This is a genomic window from Bradyrhizobium ontarionense, from assembly GCF_021088345.1.
Classification (GTDB): Bacteria; Pseudomonadota; Alphaproteobacteria; order Rhizobiales; family Xanthobacteraceae; genus Bradyrhizobium; species Bradyrhizobium ontarionense.
On record NZ_CP088156.1, the window covers coordinates 2,061,854 to 2,081,981 of the forward strand.

The following is a 20,128-nucleotide window of genomic DNA, read 5'->3' on the forward strand; positions in this document are numbered from 1 at the left end:
CGTCGTGACGCCGGCATGTTTGAAACGGCGTTTGAATTCCGTTGCGCGGCACGCAACTGATCACAAATCATGCAGGAGGAAACATGGGCCGCCTCGAAGGAAAATCCGTCATCATCACCGGCGCCGGCAGCGGTATCGGCCGCGCGGCGTCGCTGTTGTTCACGAAAGAAGGCGCGCGGCTGATCGCAGTCGATCGCAGCGAGGGCGTCAAGGAGACGGTCGAGCTCGTCAAGCAGCAGGGCGGCATCGCGGAGGCTGTGATGGCCGACGCCGGCTCCGAGGCCGACGTGAGCGGCTTCATCGATCGCGCGGTCGCGACCTACGGCCGGCTCGACGTGATCTGGGCCAATGCCGGCATCTCCGGCGGCTTGATACCGATCGCCGAGCAGACCGTCGAGCACTGGCAGGAGATCCTGCGCATCAACTTGATCGGCCCGTTCCTGGCGATCAAATACGCGATGCCGCACATGGTGCGGCAGCAGCGTGGTGCCATCGTCTGCACCGCCTCGGTCGCAGGATTGAAATCCGGCGCGTCGGGCCATCCGTACGCCGCCAGCAAGGCCGGCGTGATCAGCCTGGTGCAGACCACGGCCTATTCGCTGTCCGGCACCGGCGTGCGTATCAACGCGGTCTGTCCCGGCCTGATCGAGACCGGCATGACCAAGCCGATCTTCGACGGCGCCAAGGAGCGCGGCACCGAGGGCAAGATCGGCCAGCTCAATCCCCTGAAGCGCGCCGGCCAGCCGCACGAGATCGCCGCCATGGCCCTGTTCCTCGCCAGCGACGAGGCGTCCTACGTCAACGGCCAGGCCTTCCCGGTCGACGGCGGCCTCACCGCGTCGATGCCGTATGCGGGCAAGCCGATCTAGGCGAGCTGCCGCCACAAACACCGGTGTCGTCCCCGCGAACGCGGGGACCCATACCGCGAAATCTCGCGAGGACATAACTGGCAGTTGCCCATCACACGACAGCCTGTGGTTATGGATCCCGGCTCGGCGCACCGACAGCGCATTCGCGCTATCAGTGCTTGGCCGGGACGACAGTCTTTGTTGCAACCGTCATTGCGAGCGCAGCGGAGCAATCCAGGAGCAACAACCAGGACTCTGGATTGCTTCGCTGCGCTCGCAATGACGGAATGTAATCATGCACAATTCTTCCCGCGACGCCCTTGCGCCCGAGTGCTGCCGAATTCACCGCCCTCTCAATCGAAGGGCGCAGGGAAGGCCAGGCGTCGGCTGACGCCTGCGGCCCGCCTGCGAAAAAAATGCAGGCGGCAGGTACCACAGGTGCAGCCGAGAACGCCCGGCCTTCCCTGCGCGATGGTCTTCACGCTTATACGCAGTCTGCCTGGTGCACCGGGCTTGTTGGCCACCATGCGCACAATGCGCTTTGAGCACATTGCGCGGGACACCAGCATCGGGGTGTCAGCACGCTGCGACTTCACGTCCGCAGCAAAGCCGTTCGTCCGCGCATCCCAGGGACACGCTGCGGCTCCATCGCGGCCATCGCTCCCCGCCTCGCGTGTCGTGACGATCGCGCGCAACGCCCCTTCGAGTGAGGCGGGATGCGCGCATCAAAGCACGGTTTCCGAAAAAACGAAAGTAAAATCTTCAAGCACGAGAGGCCGGCAGCGCTCATCCCGTTGAAGGACTGCACAAACTTCGGCGGTCGGCGCATCCGGTTCGCGAGCTTCGACGGCGCTTGCCGCCGCACCTGAACCGCGTGTCACCCGGTCTGCGTCGCCCGTCGGGCAACGGCCACGGTGATCCCCCCGGGGCCAAGGACATCAGCCGGCCGCAAGGCTCCGCCCCCATGCCGGCGAATAATCGACCGGCGTGAGCAGCCGGTCCTCGATCTGACCGACCATGAAACCGTGCTCGGCATGGGTCACGCGCTTGATCTCGGCCCATTCGGCGTCGGCCATGAAAGCCGCCCACCCTGCCGTCTTCGCCGCCTCGTCCGGCCATTCCAGCACATAGATGAACTCGGTGCGGTCGCCAAACCGGCTCTCCCACATCGCAACGATCTGAAAACCGTAGCGCGTCCGCATGATGCGCGCGGCGTGGTCGCGGAAGCGGGCATGAAACGCCGCCTTGTTGTGCTCGAATATTTCGTAGATGCGAAGTTGATGGATCATGGCGGCTCTCCCTCGCGCCAGATAGACAGTCCGCCGCGCGCCAGCAACGGGCGACGCAGCAGCCTGCAAACGAATGTACGCCGCTGATGTTTCGCGACCAAGGTTTCGTCCCTGCGTGTCGCTTCCGCCCTCCTCTTTGTGTGCGGCAGCGGCCGAACGCGTAGCCCGGATGAGCGCAGCGATATCCGGGGTCTCACGTGCTCCTCGTGTGAACCCGCATGTCGCTGCGCTCATGCGGGCTACGGGGCCGCGTCATGTCGCAACTTGCGACGGTCTGGTTCAAGCGCCGATGGCAGCACTGGCGGCGATTTTTTCCAGTCGCCTCTCGAACCGGCTGCTCCGAGGCTCCGTCGAACCTCGCAAGCGGACCATTCCGGCCTCGCCGAACCGAAGGATGGATCACATGTCGAGGATACCGAAACTACCCCTGCTCGCCTTGATCGGCGCCATGGCAGCCGGCGCGGCCGCAACGAGCGCCAGCGCGCGCGAGGTCCAGTTGCCGCGCTGTGAGCTGGTCTCGTGGGGCCCGTGCGGCACACCCGAAACGCCGTTTCAAGAGGCCTCCCGGTCGCGCAACCGCGACACCTCGCCCACCTACATGAAGCAGACCGACCCGCGCTACAGCAGCGCGATGACCACGGCCGGTGGGGGCGGTGGCGGCGGCGGCGGCGGTGGTGGCGGTGGCGGCGGCCGCTAGCGCATGCCGCGGCGGTGGCCGGATGAGCGCAGCAATATCCGGGGTCTCACCTGCGCCCCGTATGACCCCGCATGTCGCTGCGCTCATGCGGGCTCCCCGCTGCACCACGATCCACGCGACGAACGCACGATCTCTCCCCGTCATTGCGAGCAGAATTCTCCGATCTCAACCCCGGTGGCCGGATCAGCGCGGCGATATCCGGGGTCTCACTTGCGCCTCGTGTGAACCCGCATGTCGCTGCGCTCATGCGGGCTACGGAACGAGGGGATCGCCCGCGCCTTACGCCGCCCCCGCCTTCTGCGCGTAGGCCCAGGCCTGCTTGGTCATCGGCACCATGCGCTTGACGGATTCGATCGCCTTGTCGTTGGCGGCGGTGCCGTCGCGGATGCGGCCGACGATGCCCTGCAGAATGCCGGCGAGACGGAACAGATTGTAGGCGAAGTACCAGTTGAGGTCGGGCAGCTTGACACCCGTGACACCGCAATAGATCGCGGCCGCCTCCTCCATGGTCGGAATGTTCAAGGCCTTGAGGTCGACGCCGTCGAGCCCGGGCATGATCCACTGCATCAAGAGATAGGTGAAGTCGGCCATGGGATCGCCCAGCGTCGACAGCTCCCAGTCGAGCACGGCGGTGACGCGCGGCTCGGTCGCATGGAAGATCATGTTGTCGAGCCGGTAGTCGCCATGAACGATCGAGACGCGCTCCTGCACCGGCAAAGTGCGCGGCAGCCATTCGATCAGCTTCTCCATCTCCGGCAGATGCTCGGTCTCGGACGCCCGGTACTGCTTGGTCCAGCGGTCGACCTGGCGGGCGAAATAGTTGCCGGGCTTGCCGAAGTCGGCGAGGCCGATCGTAGCGGGATCATAGGTGTGCAGCTTCGCCAGCGTCTCGATCTTGCTGGTGAAGATCGCGCGCCGCTGCGGCGCGTCGACATGCGGCAGGGTCGGATCCCAGAACACCCGGCCCTCCTCCATCGACATGATGTAGAAGGCGGCGCCGATGACGCTGTCGTCAGTGCACAGCGCGTAAGCCTTGGCGACCGGAAAGCCCTGCTTGCCGAGCGCCGCGATGACGCGGAATTCGCGATCGACCGCATGCGCCGACGGCAGCAGCTTGCCGAACGGTTTTCGACGCAGCACGTAGGAGCGGCCGGGCGTGTTCAGCCGATAGGTCGGGTTCGACTGGCCGCCCTTGAACTGTGCGACCGTGAGTGGGCCTTGATAGCCCTCGACATGCTCCGCCATCCAGGCCGCGAGCTTGGCCTCGTCGAAGCGATGCCGCTCCTCGACCGGCTTGGTGCCGGAGAAATCTTCGTCTTTTCTCACGCCGTCGGCCACGACGAAGCTCCTTTGATTGCTACGTAGGGTGGGCAAAGGCGCGATGCGCCGTGCCCACCGTGTCGCGCTGCGGTTGGAACGGTGGGCACGCGTCCGGCTGCGCTCTTCGAGCCCAGCCGGACGCTTTGCCCACCCTACAAGTCCCTACCAGACCTACCTCAATGGCGCGGCTCGTTGGCGTATTTCTTCATTTCGAGCCGGGCGATGGCGCGGTTGTGCACCTCGTCCGGACCGTCGGCGAGCCGCAGCGTGCGGATGCCGGCGTAATCCTTCGCCAGCCCCGCCTCGTCGGAGACGCCGGCGCCGCCGAAGGCCTGGATCGCGTCGTCGATGATCTTCAGCGCCATGTTGGGGGCGGCGACCTTGATCATCGCGATCTCGCCCTGCGCGGTCTTGTTGCCGACCTTGTCCATCATATCGGCGGCCTTGAGGCAGAGCAGCCGCGTCATCTCGATGTTGGTGCGGGCCTCGCCGATGCGCTGCTCCCACACCGAATGCTCGATGATCTTCTTGCCGAAGGCGCTGCGCGTCATCAGCCGGCGCACCATCTTCTCCAGCGACTCCTCGGCCTTGCCGATGGTGCGCATGCAATGATGGATGCGGCCCGGACCAAGACGGCCCTGCGCGATCTCGAAGCCGCGGCCCTCGCCGAGCAGGATGTTCTCTTTGGGCACCTTGACGTTCTCGAGCAGCACCTGGGCGTGGCCATGCGGCGCGTCGTCGAAGCCGAACACCGGCAGCATCTTCTCGACCTTGATGCCGGGGGTGTCGAGCGGCACCAGGATCTGCGACTGCTGCTGATGCTTGGCCGCCGACGGATCGGTCTTACCCATCAGGATCGCGATCTTGCAGCGGGGATCGCCGACGCCCGACGACCACCATTTGCGGCCGTTGATGACGTAGTGATCGCCGTCGCGCGCGATGCGGGTCTCGATGTTGGTGGCGTCGGACGACGCCACCGCCGGCTCGGTCATCAGGAAGGCGGAGCGGATCTCGCCGTCCATCAGGGGGCGCAGCCATTTGCGCTTCTGCTCCTTGGTGCCGTAGCGGATGAACACCTCCATGTTGCCGGTGTCGGGCGCCGAGCAGTTGAACACCTCGGAGGCCCAGGAGATGTGGCCCATCTCCTCCGACAGCAGCGCGTATTCGAGATTGGTGAGGCCGGCGCCGCGGAACTCGTCATCCTCGTGCGGCGACGGCGGCATGAACATGTTCCAGAGGCCCTCGGCTTTCGCCTTGGCCTTGAGGTCCTCCAGGATCGGGATCACCTTCCAGCGATTGCCCTCGGCGTCCTGCTGCTTGTAGATCGGCACCGCCGGGCGGACATGCTTGGTCATGAAGCTGCGCACGCGCTCCAGCCATTCCTGCTGCTTCGCCGACATCGTGAAGTCCATGGGACTCTCCTTGGGTGTTTCCTCGAAATTGTTTGACCGCAGTGTCGGTCCGCCCGCCGCGTCAGCGCAAGAGTGATCTTGCGCGGCACGATCACGCGGCGCTTTCGCTGCAGCGCCGAAATGTCGTCCCGCGGAAGCTCCGCGATTGACATTCCGGCCGTCTCAAACAATAGTTTCATACAATTGTTTGAAACGCAACTCCGTCGGGCCCCGACGCATCAGGCGAGCCTGCCCCATGGCGAGCGACCAGACCCGGACTGCGATCCTCGTCGCTGCCGAGCGGCTCTATGCCGATCGCGGCTTTTCCGAGGTGACCTTGCGCGACATCGTGGCGGAGGCGAACGTCAACCTCGCCGCGGTGAACTATCATTTCGGCTCCAAGGACGAGCTGATCGCCGAGCTGTTCGTGACGCGCTCGATCGCGCTCAATCGCGAACGCCTGCGCGATCTGCGCGCAGCCGAGGATTCGGGCGGCGGCCGCGCCGACATCCACGCCATTCTGCGCGCGCTGGTCGGCCCGATCCTGCGCGGCTGCCTCGGGCCGGAGAACCAGCGCTCCGCCGTGGCGCGCTTCATGATCCGCGCCTCGATCGAATCGGTGCCACCGATCCGCCGCATCAAGAACAAGGAGATCGATCACTTACGGAAATTCGCCGCGGCGATGAAGCGCGCACTTCCCGACCGCTCCGAGGTCGAGCTGTTCTGGGGGCTGCATTTCGCGCTCGCCATGGCGCACCACACCATCCGCGAGAGCGAGCGCCTGACCAAGCTGTCCGACGGCCGCTGCGATCTCGACGATGTCGAGGATGTGATCGCGCGCGTGGTGCGTAGCGCAGCTCTCGGCCTGACGGCGAGCGAGACGGCGGCCAAGTCCCCGGCTAGATTGTCGGCCAGGGAGACGCGCTGATCAGCGCTGGTCCCGACAGGCCGCTGGCAGCGAGGGAACACGCAGCATGACGATCGTTTCGCGATGGATCCTGGCGGCCACAGCCGCGGCGCTCACGACAATCATGGCGAGCGAGCCGGTTCTGGCGCGCGGCGCCGCCGCCAACCTGATGAACTCGCCGGGCTACCAGCGCCGCCTGCAGGAATCGCGGCAGCAGCTCGGAGCGCCCGAGCTGCAACCGGCGCCTGCTCCGGCAAGGGCCAGGATGAAGCGGCACCGGCACCACCACGCGCATTGAGCGCACGGTGCCGTAGGGTGGGCAAAGCAGCCGCCGAAGGCGGCAGCGTGCCCACCGTCGATCAGCGCGTTCCGCGGCGAGATGGTGGGCACGGCGCCATTGCGATCTCGCATGGAGAGATAGCACGGCTGCGCCTTTGCCCACCCTACGAACGACGAACTATGCGCTACACCACGCCCTGCTGCTTCAGCGCCACGATCTTCGCTTCATCATAGCCGAGCTGCGACAGCACATCCTGCGTGTCGGCCCCGAGCAGCGGCGGCGCGCGATAGTCCGTGATCGGCGTGCCCGAAAAGGTCAGCGCATTGCGGATCAGCGACAGCTGCGGCTCGAACGGATGCTCGACCTTCACCTCCATGCCGCGCGAGCGGACATGCGGATCGGCGAAGACGTGGGCGAAATCGTTGACGGGCCCGCAAGGCACGCCCGCCTTCTCCAGCTCCTCCAGCCAATATGCGACCGAGTTCTTCAGGAACAGCCCGGCATAGACAACCATGATCTCCTTGCCGTTGACGACGCGGTCGTTGTTCCTGACGAATTTCGGGTCGGTGGCGAGTTCCGGCGCGCCGAGCACGGCGCAGGTGCGCGCGAACTGCGCATCGTTGCCAACCACCAGCATCAATTCGCCGTCGGTGCAGCGGAACACGCCAGCGGGCATGCCGCCATTGCCCCAGGTGCCGCGGCGCGGCGGCGATTTGCCGTTGACCAGGAAGATCTGGGCATAGTGCGACAGTGAGGCAATCACCGTGTCGAACAGGCAGACGTCGATGTGCTGGCCGCCGCCGCCATTGACGTCGCGGTGATACAGCGCGGCGAGAATCCCGGTCGAGGTGTTCATGCCGGTCATGTAGTCGACGATCGAGGGGCCGACCTTCATCGGCCCCGCCCCCGGCTCGCCGTCCATGTGACCGGTGACGCTCATCAGCCCGCCCATCGCCTGGAAGATCGCGTCATAGCCGGCGCGCGGCGCATACGGCCCGGTCTGGCCGAAGCCGGTGACGGAGCAGTAGATCACGTCCGGATTGACGGCGCGGATCGCCTCATAGTCGAGGCCATAGCGCTTGAGATCGCCGACCTTGTAATTCTCCATGAAGACGTCGCAGTCTTTCGCCAGCGCGCGGATGATCTCCTGGCCCTCTGGGCTTGCGATGTTGACCGTGACCGACTTCTTGTTGCGGTTGGCGCAGATGTAGAACGAGTTGTTGTTGTTGGCCTTGCCGTCGGGATCCTCGAGGTAGGGCGGGCCGAAGGCGCGCGCGTCGTCGCCGGTGCCGGGCCGCTCGATCTTGATCACCTCGGCGCCGAGATCGGCCAGCATCTGGGCGGACAAGGGTCCGGCCAGCACGCGCGTCAGATCGAGAATCTTGATGCCAGAAAGCGGCAGGGCCGACATGGATGTTCCTCCGGGAGCTTATTTCTTGTCGCGGACATCCCCTGGCGAGGGCGCCGCCGTCACCTGCGGATACACCATTTCGCGCGCCGAAGCATTGCGCTGCAGGCATGCCGCCCTGCCGGCCCGACGCGGTCGCCAGAGACGTCGCCGGAAGAACGCAGCGACATCCGGGGGTCTTCACCAGCGGTGCCGGAGAAGCCGGATGCGGCTGCGCTCATCCGGGCTGCGGGAGCGTCGTTTCTTGAGTTCGTCGGCGAGGAAAACCCAGCAAATCCACGGAGATTCGCCAAGTTTCTTGCTTCGTTTTGTGTGCGACTCGAGTCCAGACACGTCCGGAAACACGGAACAAGGAGCTGTTAAGCGTTACAATCGCACCTGGACCCAGGTTTGATGTTTCAACCCTGGAGCACGCCATGACATCGATCTCTGCATCCTCCATGAGCGGTTATTCGCCGCTCGACCTGCTCAAGCAGGAACTGACCAAGGAAGTCTCGGCCGGCAAGGTCAGCTCGACCGACCAGACCGCGCTGTCGTCAGCGCTCGACGACATCGATTCCGCACTGAAGGCCGGCGGCAGCAGCTCGTCGTCCTCGTCGAGCTCCAGCACGCCGCCCTCGCCCAAGGAGATGCAGTCGAAGATCGACGATCTCATCCAGAGCGAGGTCGACAGCGGCAAGCTCACCTCCGACCAGGCCAGCGAATTGAAGACCGTGTTCGCCAGCGCGTTTTCCGGCGGGCCGGGCGGCGCGGGTGGCGCGGGCGGTCCGCCGCCGTCTTCGTCGAGCAACGATTCCGACACCGACACCACGTCGAGCACGTCATCGTCCTCGTCGAGCAGTTCGTCTACCGTCGAGGAGCTCCTGAAGAAGCTGCTCGACGCGCTGCAGAGCTCGAACAGCAGCAAGAATTCCTCCTACAGCGCCAGCGGGACGAGCTCGTCGGGTTCGTCCAGCAAATCGTTGGTGGTGGACTTCTCGGCCTGAGACCGGCCACCCCATGATCGATGGCGGCGTGGCCCCCTGCACCGCCATCGACCAGCGTCCGGCCAGCACGCTGTCCCAGCCCCTGGCCGGACGCTCGCTTTCTCCTCCACTCATTCCGGCGCGTTGAAGGTCCGCGCGAAATACACCGGCGCCGCGGCCTTCTTCAGCCGATAGAGCTGCGCCGGCCGGTTCGGTCCCTTGCGCATTCTGGCGACCGGCTCGATCAGGTCGGCCGACAGCATGCGGGTGCGGAATGCGCTCTTTTCCAGCGGACGGTCCAGCACGATCTCGTAGGTCCGCTGCAGCTCCGGCAAGGTGAACTCCTCCGCCATCAGATAGGCCGGCAGCGAGGTGTATTCGACCTTGTTGCGCAGCCGCTGCACCGCCGCCTGGAGGATCTCGCCGTGGTCGAACGCGAGCTTCGGCTTCACGCCGACGCCTGCGAGCGGAAACCACTGCGCGTCCGCCGCGAGCGCGGTCTCGGCCGCTGATGCCGGGATCAGCGCGAAATAGGCATGCGTCGCCGACCAGCCGCGCGGATCACGGCTCGCGCTGCCCCAGCTGCCGAGCTGCTCCAGATACGGACTGACGACGCCGGTCTTCTCGGCGAGCTTGCGCCGCGCGCAGGCTTCGAGATCGACATCCTTGTCGACATCGACGAAGCCGCCCGGCAAGGCGAGAGCGTCCGGGAACGGCTCCCCCTCGCCGTGCCCGCGGCGCACCAGCAGCACGTGCAGCGCCTCCAGACGGATCGTGAAGATGACGATGTCGACCGTCGTCAGCGGCCGCGGGAAATCGAGGCCGGACGCATCCCGGCTCTGTCCCTTCACCGGCGCCCCGCCGGCCTGCCCCTGCCGTCCTGCCATACCGCCCACCTTGCCGCCTGCCCGTCCACTTTGCCGCTTGACACTAGCATACTTAGTTGTACTGTCCAACTTACTTAGTTGGCGTAACACACTTATAGGAGGCCGCCATGTTCGGCATTCGCTTCATCAAGGCCCAACCCACCATTTATCTCCTCCAATACCGCGCCGGCAGCGTCGTCGCCGAGGGCGCCGGGCTCTCCACCTTCTATTACGGGCCCGCGACCTCGCTGGTCGCGATCCCCATCGGCAGCCGCGATGCCGCCTTCATCTTCCAGCAGATCGCCCGCGACTTTCAGACGCTGACGATCCAGGGCCAGGTCACCTACCGCGTCGGCGAGCCGAAGAAGGCGGCGGCCATGCTGAACTTCACCCTCAAGCGCGACGGCAAGACATACGAGTCCGACGACCCGGAACAGCTGCCACAGCGCGTGCTCGGCGCGGTCGAGGTGCTGGCGCAGCAGGCGGTCAAGGACATGACCCTGAAAGAAGCGCTGCGCGCCTCCGACCGCATCGCCGAGGCGATTGCGATCGGATTGAAGCGCCGCGCCGACATCGATGCGCTCGGGCTGGAGATTCTCGGCGTCGCCGTCCGCGCGGTGAAGCCGACGCCGGAGACGGCCAAGGCGCTGGAGGCCGAAGCACGCGAGGCGATCCTGAAGACCGCGGATGAAGCGATCTTCGCCCGGCGCAATTTCGCGGTCGAGCGCGAACGGGCCATCCGCGAGAGCGAGCTCGACACGGAGATTGCGGTCGAGCAGAAGAAGCGCTCGATCCGCGAGACCCAGATGGATGCGGAGGCCAGCGTCGCTGCCAAAAAGAACGAGCTGCGCGAGGCCGGCATGGTCGCCGACATCGGGCTCGAGGCCAGGCGCAAGGACTTCGTCGCGCTGAACGCATCGAACACCCGCACCTTGGCGGATGCCGAAGCCTATCGCGTCGGCGCACTGATGAAGATCTTCGAGGGCGTCGACACCCGCGTGATCCAGGCGTTGGCCGCGACCGGCATGCAGCCGGGACAGCTGATCGCGCAGGCGTTCTCTGGTCTCGCCGAGAAGGCCGAGAAAATCGGGCAGCTGAACGTCTCGCCGGAGCTGCTGAACAGCCTGATGCAGAAGCCCGCGGAGGCCGCCCGTGTCCGGCAATGACCGCAAGGTGGTCCTGGTCGTCAGGAGAACGCGGCTCGAGGAGCTGATCGCAAAGTTCCTCACCGCTGACCAGGCCCGCTTCTACGTCGAGCATCTCGGCGCCGACTTCTCCGACTATGAGCGCGAGCACGCGGCCTACCAGGCCGCGCGCGCCACCACCATGCAGACCCTGGAGCGCTGGGGCCGCTACCAGATCGTCGACCGCAGCTTCCTGCCGAACTTCATCTTCGGCCCCGCCGACATCGTCGCCGCGCTCGGCCAGGACGGGCTGGTCGCCAACACCATGAAATATCTCGACGGGCAGCCGCTGCTCGGACTCAACCCGGACGCTCAGCGCCATGACGGCGTGCTGCTGCCGTTCGAGCCGGCCGACCTCGCGAGCCTCCTGCCGGAGGTCGCTGCCGACAAGCGCGCGGCCAAGGCGGTGACCATGGTACGCGCGAGCCTGCCCGATGGCCAGGTGCTGCATGCGGTCAACGACCTCTTCATCGGCGCGCGCACGCATGTCTCGGCACGTTACGAGATCGCGACGCGCGATGGCCATGAGCAGCAGTCCTCCAGCGGCCTCATCGTGGCGACCGGGCTCGGCTCTACCGCCTGGTTCAAGAGCATCGTCACCGGCGCGCTCGCCATCGCCGGCAGCTTTGGCAGCCACGCGACCGGCGGCGACTACACCGCCCTGCCCTGGGACGCCCGGAGCTTGCGTTTCGCCGTGCGCGAGCCGTTCCCGAGCAAGACCTCGCAGACCTCGCTGGTCTGCGGCGGTCTCACCGGCACCGAGACCCTGCGCCTGCGCTCGCTGATGCCCGAGAACGGCGTGATCTTCTCCGACGGCATCGAGGCCGACCACCTGGATTTCAATGCTGGGACCGAGGCGGTCATCGGCATCGCGGAGCGCCAGGGACGGCTGATCGTCTAGACAGGCGCCGTATATGGCGCTCCTGTGACGACATGCTCTCACCACGTCATTGCGAGCGCAGCGATGCAATCCAGAATCTTTCCGCAGAGACAGCCTGGATTGCGTCGCTGCGCTCGCAATGACGGTGGAGAGACCGAGCGTCCGTGTCCCACGTGTCGCCGGCTGCGGGCACGCTGCCGTAGGGTGGGCAAAGCAGCCGCCGAAGGCGGCAGCGTGCCCACCGCCGATCCGCGAGCTCATCAGCAAAGATGGTGGGCACAGCGCCACAACGATCTCGTTCGTGGAGCGAGCACGGCTGCGCCTTTGCCCACCCTACGGCCATCACGCCCGCGCAAACACCAGCACGCCGTTCGCCGGGATGGTCACCATGGCCGAGCACGGCTGGCCGTGCAGCGCCGGGCCGCCTGCAGTCACGGCCCCGTTGTTGCCGACGACACCCGGATTGACCCAATTGTCGTAGACGTCGCTGTTGAACACCTCTTTCCACTGCCCCGCGGCAGGGAAGCCGATCGCGTAGTCGCGCCACGGCGTTTCGCTCAGGCTCACGATCACGATGACGTCGTCGCCGACGCCGTCCCAGCGATGGAAGGCGAGCACGCGGTTGCCGTCATGAACGTGGACGATGGCGCAGCCTTCGCCCGTCAGCGCCGGATGGGTGCGGCGGATCGCGATCAGCTCGGCCGTGAAGCGCATGGCGTCGGCCGTGACCTTGTCCTCGCCGTCGAGCAGCGCCCAGGAGATCGTCGTGTCCGGGTTCGGCGTGTCGCTCCACGGTTTGTCCTCGAGCAGCTCCTGGCCCATGAACAGCATCGGGATGCCCGGCGCGGTCAGGAGCAAGCCGGTGGCGACGCGGCTGCGGCTGCGCGCATACCAGCCGCGGCTGTCGACCGGATCGGCGAGGCGCGGAATGCGCGGCTCGCGACCGGCATAGACGATGTCGTGGTTCTCGATCGAATTGACCGCGCGCCAGCGCTTGTCGAGGCTGAGATCGGTGATCGCCGCCGCGATCGGCTGCATCGCAACGACAGCGCCTGCGCCGCCGGCCGCGGTTGCGATCGCGCCGCGCACCGACAGCCGCAAGCCATCGCTCCAGGTCGCATCGAAGCCGGCGCCGCCTTTCGCGATATCCCTCACCACCCACGGATTGACCGGCCAGTATTCGGCGATCTGGATCGCATCCGGCTTCTCCGCGCGCAGCGCCTCGGTGAGCTGCTGACAGGTCGCCCAGCCGCCGAAGCGGTCCATCACGCTGACCTCGTCGAAGCGCAGGCCGTCGGCGTGATACTCGCGATAAAACATGATCGCGTTGTCGACCAGGTATTGCCGCACGTCCGCGTTCCAATAGGCGAACACCTGCCCGCCGGCCCAGCCCTGGTCGGTGAAATACACGCTCCTGTTGGGATCGCCATACGGCTGGCGGTCGAAGAACCAGATGCTGTTCTCGTCGAAGCCGCCGCCGCCATGGTTGTAGACGACGTCGAACAGCACGGCGATGCCGTGGATATGACAGACGTCGATCAGCGCCCGCAACTGGTCGTCGCAATGACGCAGCACCTCGACGCCTGTGTAGGGCGCGGCGCCCGCAGCGATCAGGATTTCGTTGGTGCGCGCGACATAGGCGGCGAGATGCGCCTCCTCGGCCTCGCCATATTCGGTTTCCGGGCTGAACAGGTCGGTGCCGTTGTAGCCCATGCTGAACATTGTCGGGAATTCCTGCACCGGCAGCAGCTCGATGGCATTGATGCCGAGCTTGGCAAGGTGCGGCACGCGCTCGATGACGTCGAAGAAGCAGCCGTCGGGATTGCCCGCCTTCATGTCGAAGGTGCCGACATGGAGCTGATAGATCACGAGCTCATTGAAGGGCAGCGGCGTGAACGCCGTATCGTGCCAGGGAAACGCGCCGGGATTGCGCAGCACGGAATGCGATTGCGGGAACGGCGGATCGACGGTCAAGAGCCGCGCATGCGGATCGCGCTTGTAGCCGGATGAGCCCTCGCCCTCGACGAAATACATGTAGGCGTCGCCGTCCTTGAGGCCGGGCACGAAGATCGCCCAATGGCCGTTGCCGATCGGCGCGAGCCGGCAGCTCGCATCCTGCGCCCAGCCGTTGAACGGACCGGAGACGTAGATGGCCTTGGCGTGCGGCGCGAACACGCGGAAGGTGGCGCCGCCGGTCACCAGGGTGCCGCCCATGGGTGCCTGGAGAAGATGCATCTGCCTCAGCGAAATCCTGATGCCTTCAGGGAACGGCGGCAGCGTAACAGGTTCGAGCAGCATATCCATGACAGTCAGCGTCCCCGTCTCACTCAGAACAGCCGCGCGCCGTTCGGCACGGCCTTGTCGGGCTGGAACAGCACGACGTTCCCCTGCTCATCGGGGAAGCCGAGCGTCAGCACCTCGGACATGAACTTGCCGATCTGGCGCGGCGGGAAGTTGACGACGCCTGCGACCTGGCGGCCGACCAGGGTCGCGGGATCGTACAGCGTCGCAATCTGGGCGCTGGAGCGCTTGGTGCCGATGCCGGGGCCGAAATCGATGGTGAGCTTGAGCGAGGGCTTGCGCGCCTCCGGATAGGGATCGGCGGCGACGATGGTGCCGACGCGGATGTCGACGCTCAGGAACTGGTCGAAGCTGATCTGGGCTGCCGCCGGTGCCGTGGGATCGTGGGACAAATGCATGGCGGCCTCATCGAACGCGTGACGCGCCGCGCGGGAGTGGTGGTTCCCGGCACGGCCTGGACTTGAGATTCCTCAACCGGATCAATTTCTAGTCGCCGGCTCGGACGGTGACAATGCACCGCCTTGGGGACGGCCCGCCATGCCGGCGATTGGCGAGGCCGGTGTGGCCGATGGGACGCAGGACGTGCCACACGCTCGGCCATCGTCTCGGCGTCGTCCCAGCAGAGCCGCGCACTCCCCGCACACTCCGCTGTCATCCCTGCGCACGCAGGACCCCCATAACCAGCGGCCGGAATCGTCGCGCGAGATGGCCGGACTTGCGCAAGCCAACTGCTGCCTGGGATATGGATCCCGGGTCGGCGTCCCGCGGCCGCTTCGCGCCGTCGCGGCTTGCCCGGGACGACAGTGGAGGTCGACGGCGCGCCGAGCCTTGTTGCGGCAGTCTCGCGGCACAATGAAATGCATCCTGCGAAAAAGTGGTAGAGAGCATCGCACCCTCTCCTCCGTCATTGCGAGCGCAGTGTTCAGACCGGGCACATAGCTTACACCTGTTCGGAGACATAGTTGACACTTTTCGGGTCGCGCAAATCGATGGCTGCGATCTGATTTGCGGCAAAGAATATTCCGAACTTCCCGTCGCTACTGAGCGGGCGAATGGCGAGCCGCTCGCCACGAAAGGCTTGCGGCACTTTCCAGAGACGTCCCTTGAAGCTGACGTAGGCCTTCGTCGTAGAAACGGAACGGACGACCTCGCCCTCGTCGTACTCCACCGTTGGAAGGCGATCCGGCATCGTGCGCTGGCTGGGTCGATAGCGGCTTGCCGGCACATCGAAGTCCAACGCCTCGTGCGGCCGGTCGAGATTGTAGACGGCTCGCCATTCGTCGAGTGCCCGCTGGACATCGTCAAGGTCGCGGTAGCGCCTGAAGGCAAAGACCTCGGCCTTCAGGGTGCGATGGAAGCGTTCGTTCTTGCCCCGGCTCTGGGGATGGTAGGGGCGGCTGTGGATCGTTCGGATACCGAGCTTCAGAAGCCATACTGTCAGCGTGGTCCAGGGATCTTCAAGGGTGAAGCCCCAGGGGCCGCCGTTGTCGACGAACATCGCATCCGGCAGTCCGTAGCGGTGGAACGTCGTCTCCAGATGTCCTCGTACCGTCGAGCCTCGTTCGTTGTCACAAGCTGCCAGGCACAAGGAAAAGCGCGAGTGGTCGTCCAACGCCGTCAGCGGATGACAGGACACGCCGTTCTCCAGCGCGCTGTGCCCCTTGAAGTCCATTTGCCAAAGCTGATTGGGCGCATCCTTCTCGAACCGTTTGTAGGGCTGCCCAGGCGTGCCCGCAGGCTCCGTCACCCGATCGTAACGGCACAGGATATTGTGCACCGTCGATATCGCGGGAACGGCTTGCCCGTCGCGATCGAGACGACGCGCGAGCTTGCGCGCTCCCCAGGCTGGGTGAGCATCGCGCAATGCGACAATCTGCTGCTCAGTCGCAGCTGCGGTGCGCTCCGGACTGCGATGAGGCCGCCGCGACCGATCCGCCAGCGTTGTATCGCCGGCATCATGCCGCTGGATCCACTTGTAGCCGGTCTGAGCGCTGATGCCGAACTGCCGGCACAGCTTCCGCCGGTTCACTCCCTCCTGCTTGGCAAGCATCACAAACTCTCGTCGTTGGTCCATGACAGACACCTCTCGCCACGGCATCGCTCGCCCCTTTGCTTGACGAATCGAGCCGATTTTGACGTGTCAACCATGTCTCCGAACACCTGTCAGCCATGTCCCCGGGCTGAACAGCAGCGAAGCAATCCAGACTCGGGCCGCGGAAGGATTCTGGATTGCTTCGCTGCGCTCGCAATGACGGATGTGGCGGCCGTCTCGTGCTCCAATGACACCTCCCTCATACGCTGCAGACAAACGATCGCATCCCCGCGGCACGCATGCCCGGGTTTTGCCGATCGCTCTCGCCCTCGAAAAGCCGGAGGGCGCAGGGAATGCCGGACGATGGCCTCGCCCATGGCCCGCCTGCGGAAGAAAGTGCAGGCGGCAGGTACCACAGGTTTAGCCGATCAAACCGGCATTCCCTGCGCGACGGTCTTCACGCTTATACGCAGTCTGCCTGGTGCGCCGGGCTTGTTGGCCACCATGATCCGCACGGCGCCTCAAGCGCCATCGCGAACGTAACACCAGCATCGGGGTGTCAGCACGCTGCGACTTCGCGTCCGCGCCCTGCGGTTCGTCGGCGTAGCAAGCTACGCTGCCGGCAGCCTCGCGGCCATCGCTCCCCGCCCCGCGTGTCGTGACGATCGCGCGCTACGCCCCTCCGTGTCGAGGCGGGATGGCGGCAATAGAGCACATTTTCTGATATTCGTAAAGCAATTTCTTTCAATCTGAATACCGATCATGTGTCGGCCACGATATCGTAGGGTGGGCAAAGACAGCGCGCGGCGCATGCCGCGCGATGGCGTGCCCACCGCGGTCCATCGTCTGCGCTGGTGAGCAAGTTGTTTTCCAGCTTCCTACGAGCCCACGTCCCACATGCCTACGAGCGAGAAGCACATGCTCGGAGAAACGCTAACCTGCGCCACTCCGCGACGCGTATGCGTGGATCATATCCGCGGTATCGTCCTCGCCTTTCTCGCGCGCCGTATCGGCGGGCGTTGCACCACTGCGATCAGTCTTTGCCGGGTCCGCATGGTACTCCAACAATAGCCTTGCACAATCGGTGTATCCCCAGGCCGCCGCGCACATCAGCGGGGTGACGCCATCGGCCGTGTCGGCGTTGGCGTCTGCGCCTGCGGATAGAAGATAGTTGGCGACGGCCGTCTGGCCATTTGCGGCGGCCTCATGCAAAGCCGTCATTCCATAGCGACCAGTCGCATGCACCGAGGCGCCGCTCCGCACCAATGTCTCCACCGTCGCAAGCAGACCTTCAGCGGCGGAGACCATAAGGGGAGTTCGACCGTGTAGACCGACGTCGTTCAAATCGAGTTCCTTGGACTCGATTTCGAGCTGCGCTTGTGAGGCGCCAGCCAGGATTCCTTGGATGAATTGCTCAACCTTCGATTGGTCGGTCATGGGAGCATGTTGTCGTTGTCGAACTGAATTCGGTCAAGCCGTCATCGGCCTGGCACGGTGGGCACGTCGCTTCGCGGCTTCGCCGCGCAGCGTCTTTGCCCACCCTACACCACGACAACTACACATTCTCCAGATGGCACGCCACCCACTGGTCCTCACCCTTCAGCCTCAGCTCCGGCGCCTCGCTGCGGCAGCGGTCGAAGACCAGAGGACAGCGGGTGTTGAAGCGGCAGCCTTTCGGCGGATTGACCGGACTCGGGACGTCGCCCTTGAGGATGATGGGATGGCGCGCCGCGCCGGGCTCGGGCACCGGCACGGCCGACAGCAGTGCCTTGGTGTAGGGATGACCCGGCGAGGCGAAGATCTGCTGCCTTGGCGCCATCTCGACGATCTTGCCGAGATACATCACCGCGACGCGGTGCGTCATGTGCTCGACGATGGCGAGGTCGTGGCTGATGAACAGCAGCGCGAGGCCGAACTCGCGCTGCAGGTCCTGCAGGAGATTGACGATCTGCGCCTTGACGGAGACGTCGAGCGCCGACACCGCCTCGTCGCAGACGATCAGGTCGGGCTTGGCGGCGAGCGCGCGGGCGATGCCGATGCGCTGGCGCTGGCCGCCGGAGAATTCATGCGGCCGTCGGCTCACCGCGTCGCGCGGCAGCCGCACGATGTCCATCAGCTCAGCGATGCGCGCATCGCGCTCGGCCGCAGTCTTGGCGAGGCCGAAATTGTTGATGGGCTCGGCCAGGATGTCGCGGATCCGCATGCGCGGATTGAGACTGGAGAACGGATCCTGGAACACCACCTGCACGCGGCGGCGCATCTCGCGCAGGCTGCCCGGGCCGAGATCGTCGATGCGCTTGCCGTCGAGCACGATCTGGCCGGCGGTGATGTCGAACAGCCGCAGGATGGCGCGGCCGACCGTGGACTTGCCGCAGCCGGATTCACCGACCAGCGACAAGGTCTCGCCGTGCGCGATCTCGAACGACACGCCGTCGACGGCGTGCACCTTGCCCGTCGAGCGCCCGAACAGGCCGCCCTTCAGCGGAAAATGCTTCTTGAGGTCGTTGACCTGGAGCAGCGGAGCGCTCATGCGGCGGCCTGCTCCTTGGCAGCGAAATGGCAGGCGGCGCTGTGGCGCGGTGCCTTCTCCTCCAGCCCCGGCGCATATTGCCGGCACAGGTCGGTGGCGAGCGCGCAGCGCCCGGCGAACACGCAGCCCTCGATGCGCTGCTTGAGGTCCGGGACCTGGCCCGGAATCTCGGCGAGCCGCCGCGCCGCGCCTGACAACGAGGAGCCGAGCTTGGGCAGCGCGCCGAGCAGGCCCTGCGTGTAGGGATGCCTTGGCGAACGAAACAGCTCCTTGACCGGGGCCTCCTCGACCTTACGCCCCGCATACATCACCATCACGCGCTCGGCGACCTCGGCGACGACGCCGAGATCATGCGTAATCAGGATGATCGCAGCACCCACGCGCTGCTTCAGCTCCAGCATCAGCTTGAGGATCTGCGCCTGGATCGTGACATCGAGCGCGGTGGTCGGCTCGTCGGCGATCAGCAGTTTCGGATTGCAGGCCAGCGCCATCGCGATCATCACGCGCTGGCGCATGCCCCCCGACAGCTGGTGCGGATATTCGCGCACGCGGCGTGCCGGCTCGGGAATGCCGACCAGCGTCAGCATCTCCACCGCGCGCGCCTCCGCCTGCTTCTGGTCGAGCCCCTGATGCAGCCGCAGCGTCTCGCCGATCTGGCGGCCGACCGTCAGCACCGGATTGAGGCTCGTCATCGGCTCCTGGAAGATCATCGAGATGTCGTTGCCGCGAAGCTGGCGCATCTCGCGGTCGGAGAGCTTCAGGAGCTCCCTGCCCTCGAGCCGGATCGAGCCCGCGATCTTGCCGGGCGGCTCCGGGATCAGCCGCATCATCGACATCGAGGTCACCGACTTGCCGCAGCCGGATTCGCCGACGATGGCGAGCGTCTCGCCGGGATTGACATCGAACGACACGCCGTCAACGGCGCGGTTAATGCCGGTGGGAGTGCGGAAATGGACCTGAAGATTCTCGACCTCGAGCAGCGGCATCAGTTCAGCTCCTGGCCGGCGGATGCGTTGTCGCAGATGAGCTCGCTCGTTGTCACTAAATCAGGCGCGTGCTCCGCTCCCCCCATGCGTCGTTCCGGGGCGCGCGTCAGCGCGAGCCCGGAACCCATAATCCCGGAATGACGTGTGAAGCACACACGTCGTTGCATCTCACCCTGCATCATCTGCCTGTGGTTATGGATTCCGGGCTCAGCCCTGCGGGCTGCCCCGGAATGACGGGCGGAGA

The 20,128-nt window shown here is 65.5% G+C and carries 18 protein-coding genes; 7 read left to right on the forward strand and 11 right to left on the reverse strand.

Features of this window, described 5'->3' with window-relative positions:
- The first annotated feature begins 83 nt into the window (after nucleotides 1-83).
- Nucleotides 84-869: an SDR family NAD(P)-dependent oxidoreductase gene (locus LQG66_RS09360; RefSeq protein WP_231325709.1), complete on the forward strand. Its 786-nt coding sequence runs from the start codon at nucleotides 84-86 to the stop codon at nucleotides 867-869.
- 917 nt (nucleotides 870-1,786) lie between these two features.
- Here the strand turns inward: LQG66_RS09360 and LQG66_RS09365 are convergent.
- On the reverse strand, nucleotides 1,787-2,137 hold the full coding sequence (locus LQG66_RS09365) for an NIPSNAP family protein (RefSeq protein WP_231325712.1): 351 nt from the start codon (nucleotides 2,135-2,137) through the stop codon (nucleotides 1,787-1,789).
- A 403-nt stretch (nucleotides 2,138-2,540) separates the two neighbouring features.
- Here LQG66_RS09365 and LQG66_RS09370 point away from each other — a divergent pair, with 403 nt between their 5' ends.
- Nucleotides 2,541-2,834, forward strand: a complete 294-nt coding sequence (locus LQG66_RS09370) for a hypothetical protein (RefSeq protein WP_231325714.1) — start codon at nucleotides 2,541-2,543, stop codon at nucleotides 2,832-2,834.
- A 279-nt stretch (nucleotides 2,835-3,113) separates the two neighbouring features.
- On the opposite strand, the gene LQG66_RS09375 is transcribed toward LQG66_RS09370, so the two are convergent.
- Together LQG66_RS09375 and LQG66_RS09380 are read right to left on the reverse strand one after the other, a co-directional pair.
- Nucleotides 3,114-4,172, reverse strand: a complete 1,059-nt coding sequence (locus LQG66_RS09375; protein WP_231325716.1) for a phosphotransferase family protein — start codon at nucleotides 4,170-4,172, stop codon at nucleotides 3,114-3,116.
- Nucleotides 4,173-4,330: 158 nt separating this feature from the next.
- Complete coding sequence (locus LQG66_RS09380; protein WP_231325727.1) at nucleotides 4,331-5,566, reverse strand: acyl-CoA dehydrogenase family protein; 1,236 nt, start codon at nucleotides 5,564-5,566, stop codon at nucleotides 4,331-4,333.
- A gap of 235 nt (nucleotides 5,567-5,801) precedes the next feature.
- Here LQG66_RS09380 and LQG66_RS09385 point away from each other — a divergent pair, with 235 nt between their 5' ends.
- Both LQG66_RS09385 and LQG66_RS09390 read left to right on the forward strand, forming a co-directional pair.
- Nucleotides 5,802-6,473: a TetR/AcrR family transcriptional regulator gene (locus LQG66_RS09385; RefSeq protein WP_231325730.1), complete on the forward strand. Its 672-nt coding sequence runs from the start codon at nucleotides 5,802-5,804 to the stop codon at nucleotides 6,471-6,473.
- 46 nt (nucleotides 6,474-6,519) lie between these two features.
- Nucleotides 6,520-6,750 (forward strand): hypothetical protein, encoded by a 231-nt coding sequence (locus tag LQG66_RS09390; RefSeq protein WP_231325737.1) that lies wholly within the window; start codon nucleotides 6,520-6,522, stop codon nucleotides 6,748-6,750.
- Nucleotides 6,751-6,916: 166 nt separating this feature from the next.
- Here LQG66_RS09390 and LQG66_RS09395 read toward each other — a convergent pair whose 3' ends face one another.
- Entirely contained in the window at nucleotides 6,917-8,143 is a 1,227-nt protein-coding gene (locus tag LQG66_RS09395) for a CaiB/BaiF CoA transferase family protein (protein WP_231325739.1), read from the reverse strand.
- Between the two features lie 413 nt (nucleotides 8,144-8,556).
- Between LQG66_RS09395 and LQG66_RS09400 the strand changes: the two genes are divergently transcribed.
- Nucleotides 8,557-9,126, forward strand: coding sequence for a hypothetical protein (locus LQG66_RS09400; RefSeq protein ID WP_231325741.1), 570 nt, complete (start codon nucleotides 8,557-8,559; stop codon nucleotides 9,124-9,126).
- A 110-nt stretch (nucleotides 9,127-9,236) separates the two neighbouring features.
- On the opposite strand, the gene LQG66_RS09405 is transcribed toward LQG66_RS09400, so the two are convergent.
- Entirely contained in the window at nucleotides 9,237-9,992 is a 756-nt protein-coding gene (locus LQG66_RS09405) for an NUDIX hydrolase (RefSeq protein ID WP_231325743.1), read from the reverse strand.
- A gap of 107 nt (nucleotides 9,993-10,099) precedes the next feature.
- Between LQG66_RS09405 and LQG66_RS09410 the strand changes: the two genes are divergently transcribed.
- The gene (locus LQG66_RS09410; protein ID WP_231325750.1) at nucleotides 10,100-11,137 is read left to right on the forward strand and encodes an SPFH domain-containing protein; all 1,038 of its coding nucleotides are present in this window, start codon (nucleotides 10,100-10,102) and stop codon (nucleotides 11,135-11,137) included.
- On the forward strand, nucleotides 11,124-12,056 hold the full coding sequence (locus tag LQG66_RS09415; RefSeq protein ID WP_231325752.1) for a diacylglycerol kinase catalytic domain-containing protein: 933 nt from the start codon (nucleotides 11,124-11,126) through the stop codon (nucleotides 12,054-12,056). Before LQG66_RS09410 ends, LQG66_RS09415 begins: the two co-directional genes overlap by 14 nt.
- 321 nt (nucleotides 12,057-12,377) lie before the next feature.
- On the opposite strand, the gene LQG66_RS09420 is transcribed toward LQG66_RS09415, so the two are convergent.
- The 6 genes from LQG66_RS09420 to LQG66_RS09445 all read right to left on the reverse strand — a co-directional run bounded on the left by LQG66_RS09420 (nucleotide 12,378) and on the right by LQG66_RS09445 (nucleotide 19,884).
- Nucleotides 12,378-14,339: an alpha amylase C-terminal domain-containing protein gene (locus tag LQG66_RS09420; protein ID WP_231325784.1), complete on the reverse strand. Its 1,962-nt coding sequence runs from the start codon at nucleotides 14,337-14,339 to the stop codon at nucleotides 12,378-12,380.
- A gap of 23 nt (nucleotides 14,340-14,362) precedes the next feature.
- On the reverse strand, nucleotides 14,363-14,734 hold the full coding sequence (locus LQG66_RS09425) for a tRNA-binding protein (RefSeq protein ID WP_231325786.1): 372 nt from the start codon (nucleotides 14,732-14,734) through the stop codon (nucleotides 14,363-14,365).
- 542 nt (nucleotides 14,735-15,276) lie between these two features.
- Nucleotides 15,277-16,434 carry an IS481 family transposase gene (locus LQG66_RS09430; protein WP_256460584.1) on the reverse strand — a complete coding sequence of 386 codons (1,158 nt, stop codon included), beginning with the start codon at nucleotides 16,432-16,434 and terminating at the stop codon, nucleotides 15,277-15,279.
- A gap of 867 nt (nucleotides 16,435-17,301) precedes the next feature.
- Nucleotides 17,302-17,805 (reverse strand): ankyrin repeat domain-containing protein, encoded by a 504-nt coding sequence (locus LQG66_RS09435; RefSeq protein WP_231325788.1) that lies wholly within the window; start codon nucleotides 17,803-17,805, stop codon nucleotides 17,302-17,304.
- Between the two features lie 118 nt (nucleotides 17,806-17,923).
- Nucleotides 17,924-18,898: an ABC transporter ATP-binding protein gene (locus LQG66_RS09440; protein ID WP_231325790.1), complete on the reverse strand. Its 975-nt coding sequence runs from the start codon at nucleotides 18,896-18,898 to the stop codon at nucleotides 17,924-17,926.
- On the reverse strand, nucleotides 18,895-19,884 hold the full coding sequence (locus tag LQG66_RS09445) for an ABC transporter ATP-binding protein (protein ID WP_231325793.1): 990 nt from the start codon (nucleotides 19,882-19,884) through the stop codon (nucleotides 18,895-18,897). The genes LQG66_RS09440 and LQG66_RS09445 overlap by 4 nt, the downstream gene beginning before the upstream one ends.
- Between the last annotated feature and the right edge of the window lie 244 nt (nucleotides 19,885-20,128).

Excerpts from the sequence above, each read along its gene's own strand:
- LQG66_RS09360 (WP_231325709.1), top strand. The coding sequence starts at position 84 with ATGGGCCGCCTCGAAGGAAAATCCGTCATCATCACCGGCGCCGGCAGC.
- LQG66_RS09365 (WP_231325712.1), bottom strand. The coding sequence starts at position 2,137 with ATGATCCATCAACTTCGCATCTACGAAATATTCGAGCACAACAAGGCG.
- LQG66_RS09370 (WP_231325714.1), top strand. The coding sequence starts at position 2,541 with ATGTCGAGGATACCGAAACTACCCCTGCTCGCCTTGATCGGCGCCATG.
- LQG66_RS09380 (WP_231325727.1), bottom strand. The coding sequence starts at position 5,566 with ATGGACTTCACGATGTCGGCGAAGCAGCAGGAATGGCTGGAGCGCGTG.
- LQG66_RS09385 (WP_231325730.1), top strand. The coding sequence starts at position 5,802 with ATGGCGAGCGACCAGACCCGGACTGCGATCCTCGTCGCTGCCGAGCGG.
- LQG66_RS09390 (WP_231325737.1), top strand. The coding sequence starts at position 6,520 with ATGACGATCGTTTCGCGATGGATCCTGGCGGCCACAGCCGCGGCGCTC.
- LQG66_RS09395 (WP_231325739.1), bottom strand. The coding sequence starts at position 8,143 with ATGTCGGCCCTGCCGCTTTCTGGCATCAAGATTCTCGATCTGACGCGC.
- LQG66_RS09400 (WP_231325741.1), top strand. The coding sequence starts at position 8,557 with ATGACATCGATCTCTGCATCCTCCATGAGCGGTTATTCGCCGCTCGAC.
- LQG66_RS09405 (WP_231325743.1), bottom strand. The coding sequence starts at position 9,992 with ATGGCAGGACGGCAGGGGCAGGCCGGCGGGGCGCCGGTGAAGGGACAG.
- LQG66_RS09410 (WP_231325750.1), top strand. The coding sequence starts at position 10,100 with ATGTTCGGCATTCGCTTCATCAAGGCCCAACCCACCATTTATCTCCTC.
- LQG66_RS09420 (WP_231325784.1), bottom strand. The coding sequence starts at position 14,339 with ATGGATATGCTGCTCGAACCTGTTACGCTGCCGCCGTTCCCTGAAGGC.
- LQG66_RS09425 (WP_231325786.1), bottom strand. The coding sequence starts at position 14,734 with ATGCATTTGTCCCACGATCCCACGGCACCGGCGGCAGCCCAGATCAGC.
- LQG66_RS09430 (WP_256460584.1), bottom strand. The coding sequence starts at position 16,434 with ATGCCGTGGCGAGAGGTGTCTGTCATGGACCAACGACGAGAGTTTGTG.
- LQG66_RS09435 (WP_231325788.1), bottom strand. The coding sequence starts at position 17,805 with ATGACCGACCAATCGAAGGTTGAGCAATTCATCCAAGGAATCCTGGCT.
- LQG66_RS09440 (WP_231325790.1), bottom strand. The coding sequence starts at position 18,898 with ATGAGCGCTCCGCTGCTCCAGGTCAACGACCTCAAGAAGCATTTTCCG.
- LQG66_RS09445 (WP_231325793.1), bottom strand. The coding sequence starts at position 19,884 with ATGCCGCTGCTCGAGGTCGAGAATCTTCAGGTCCATTTCCGCACTCCC.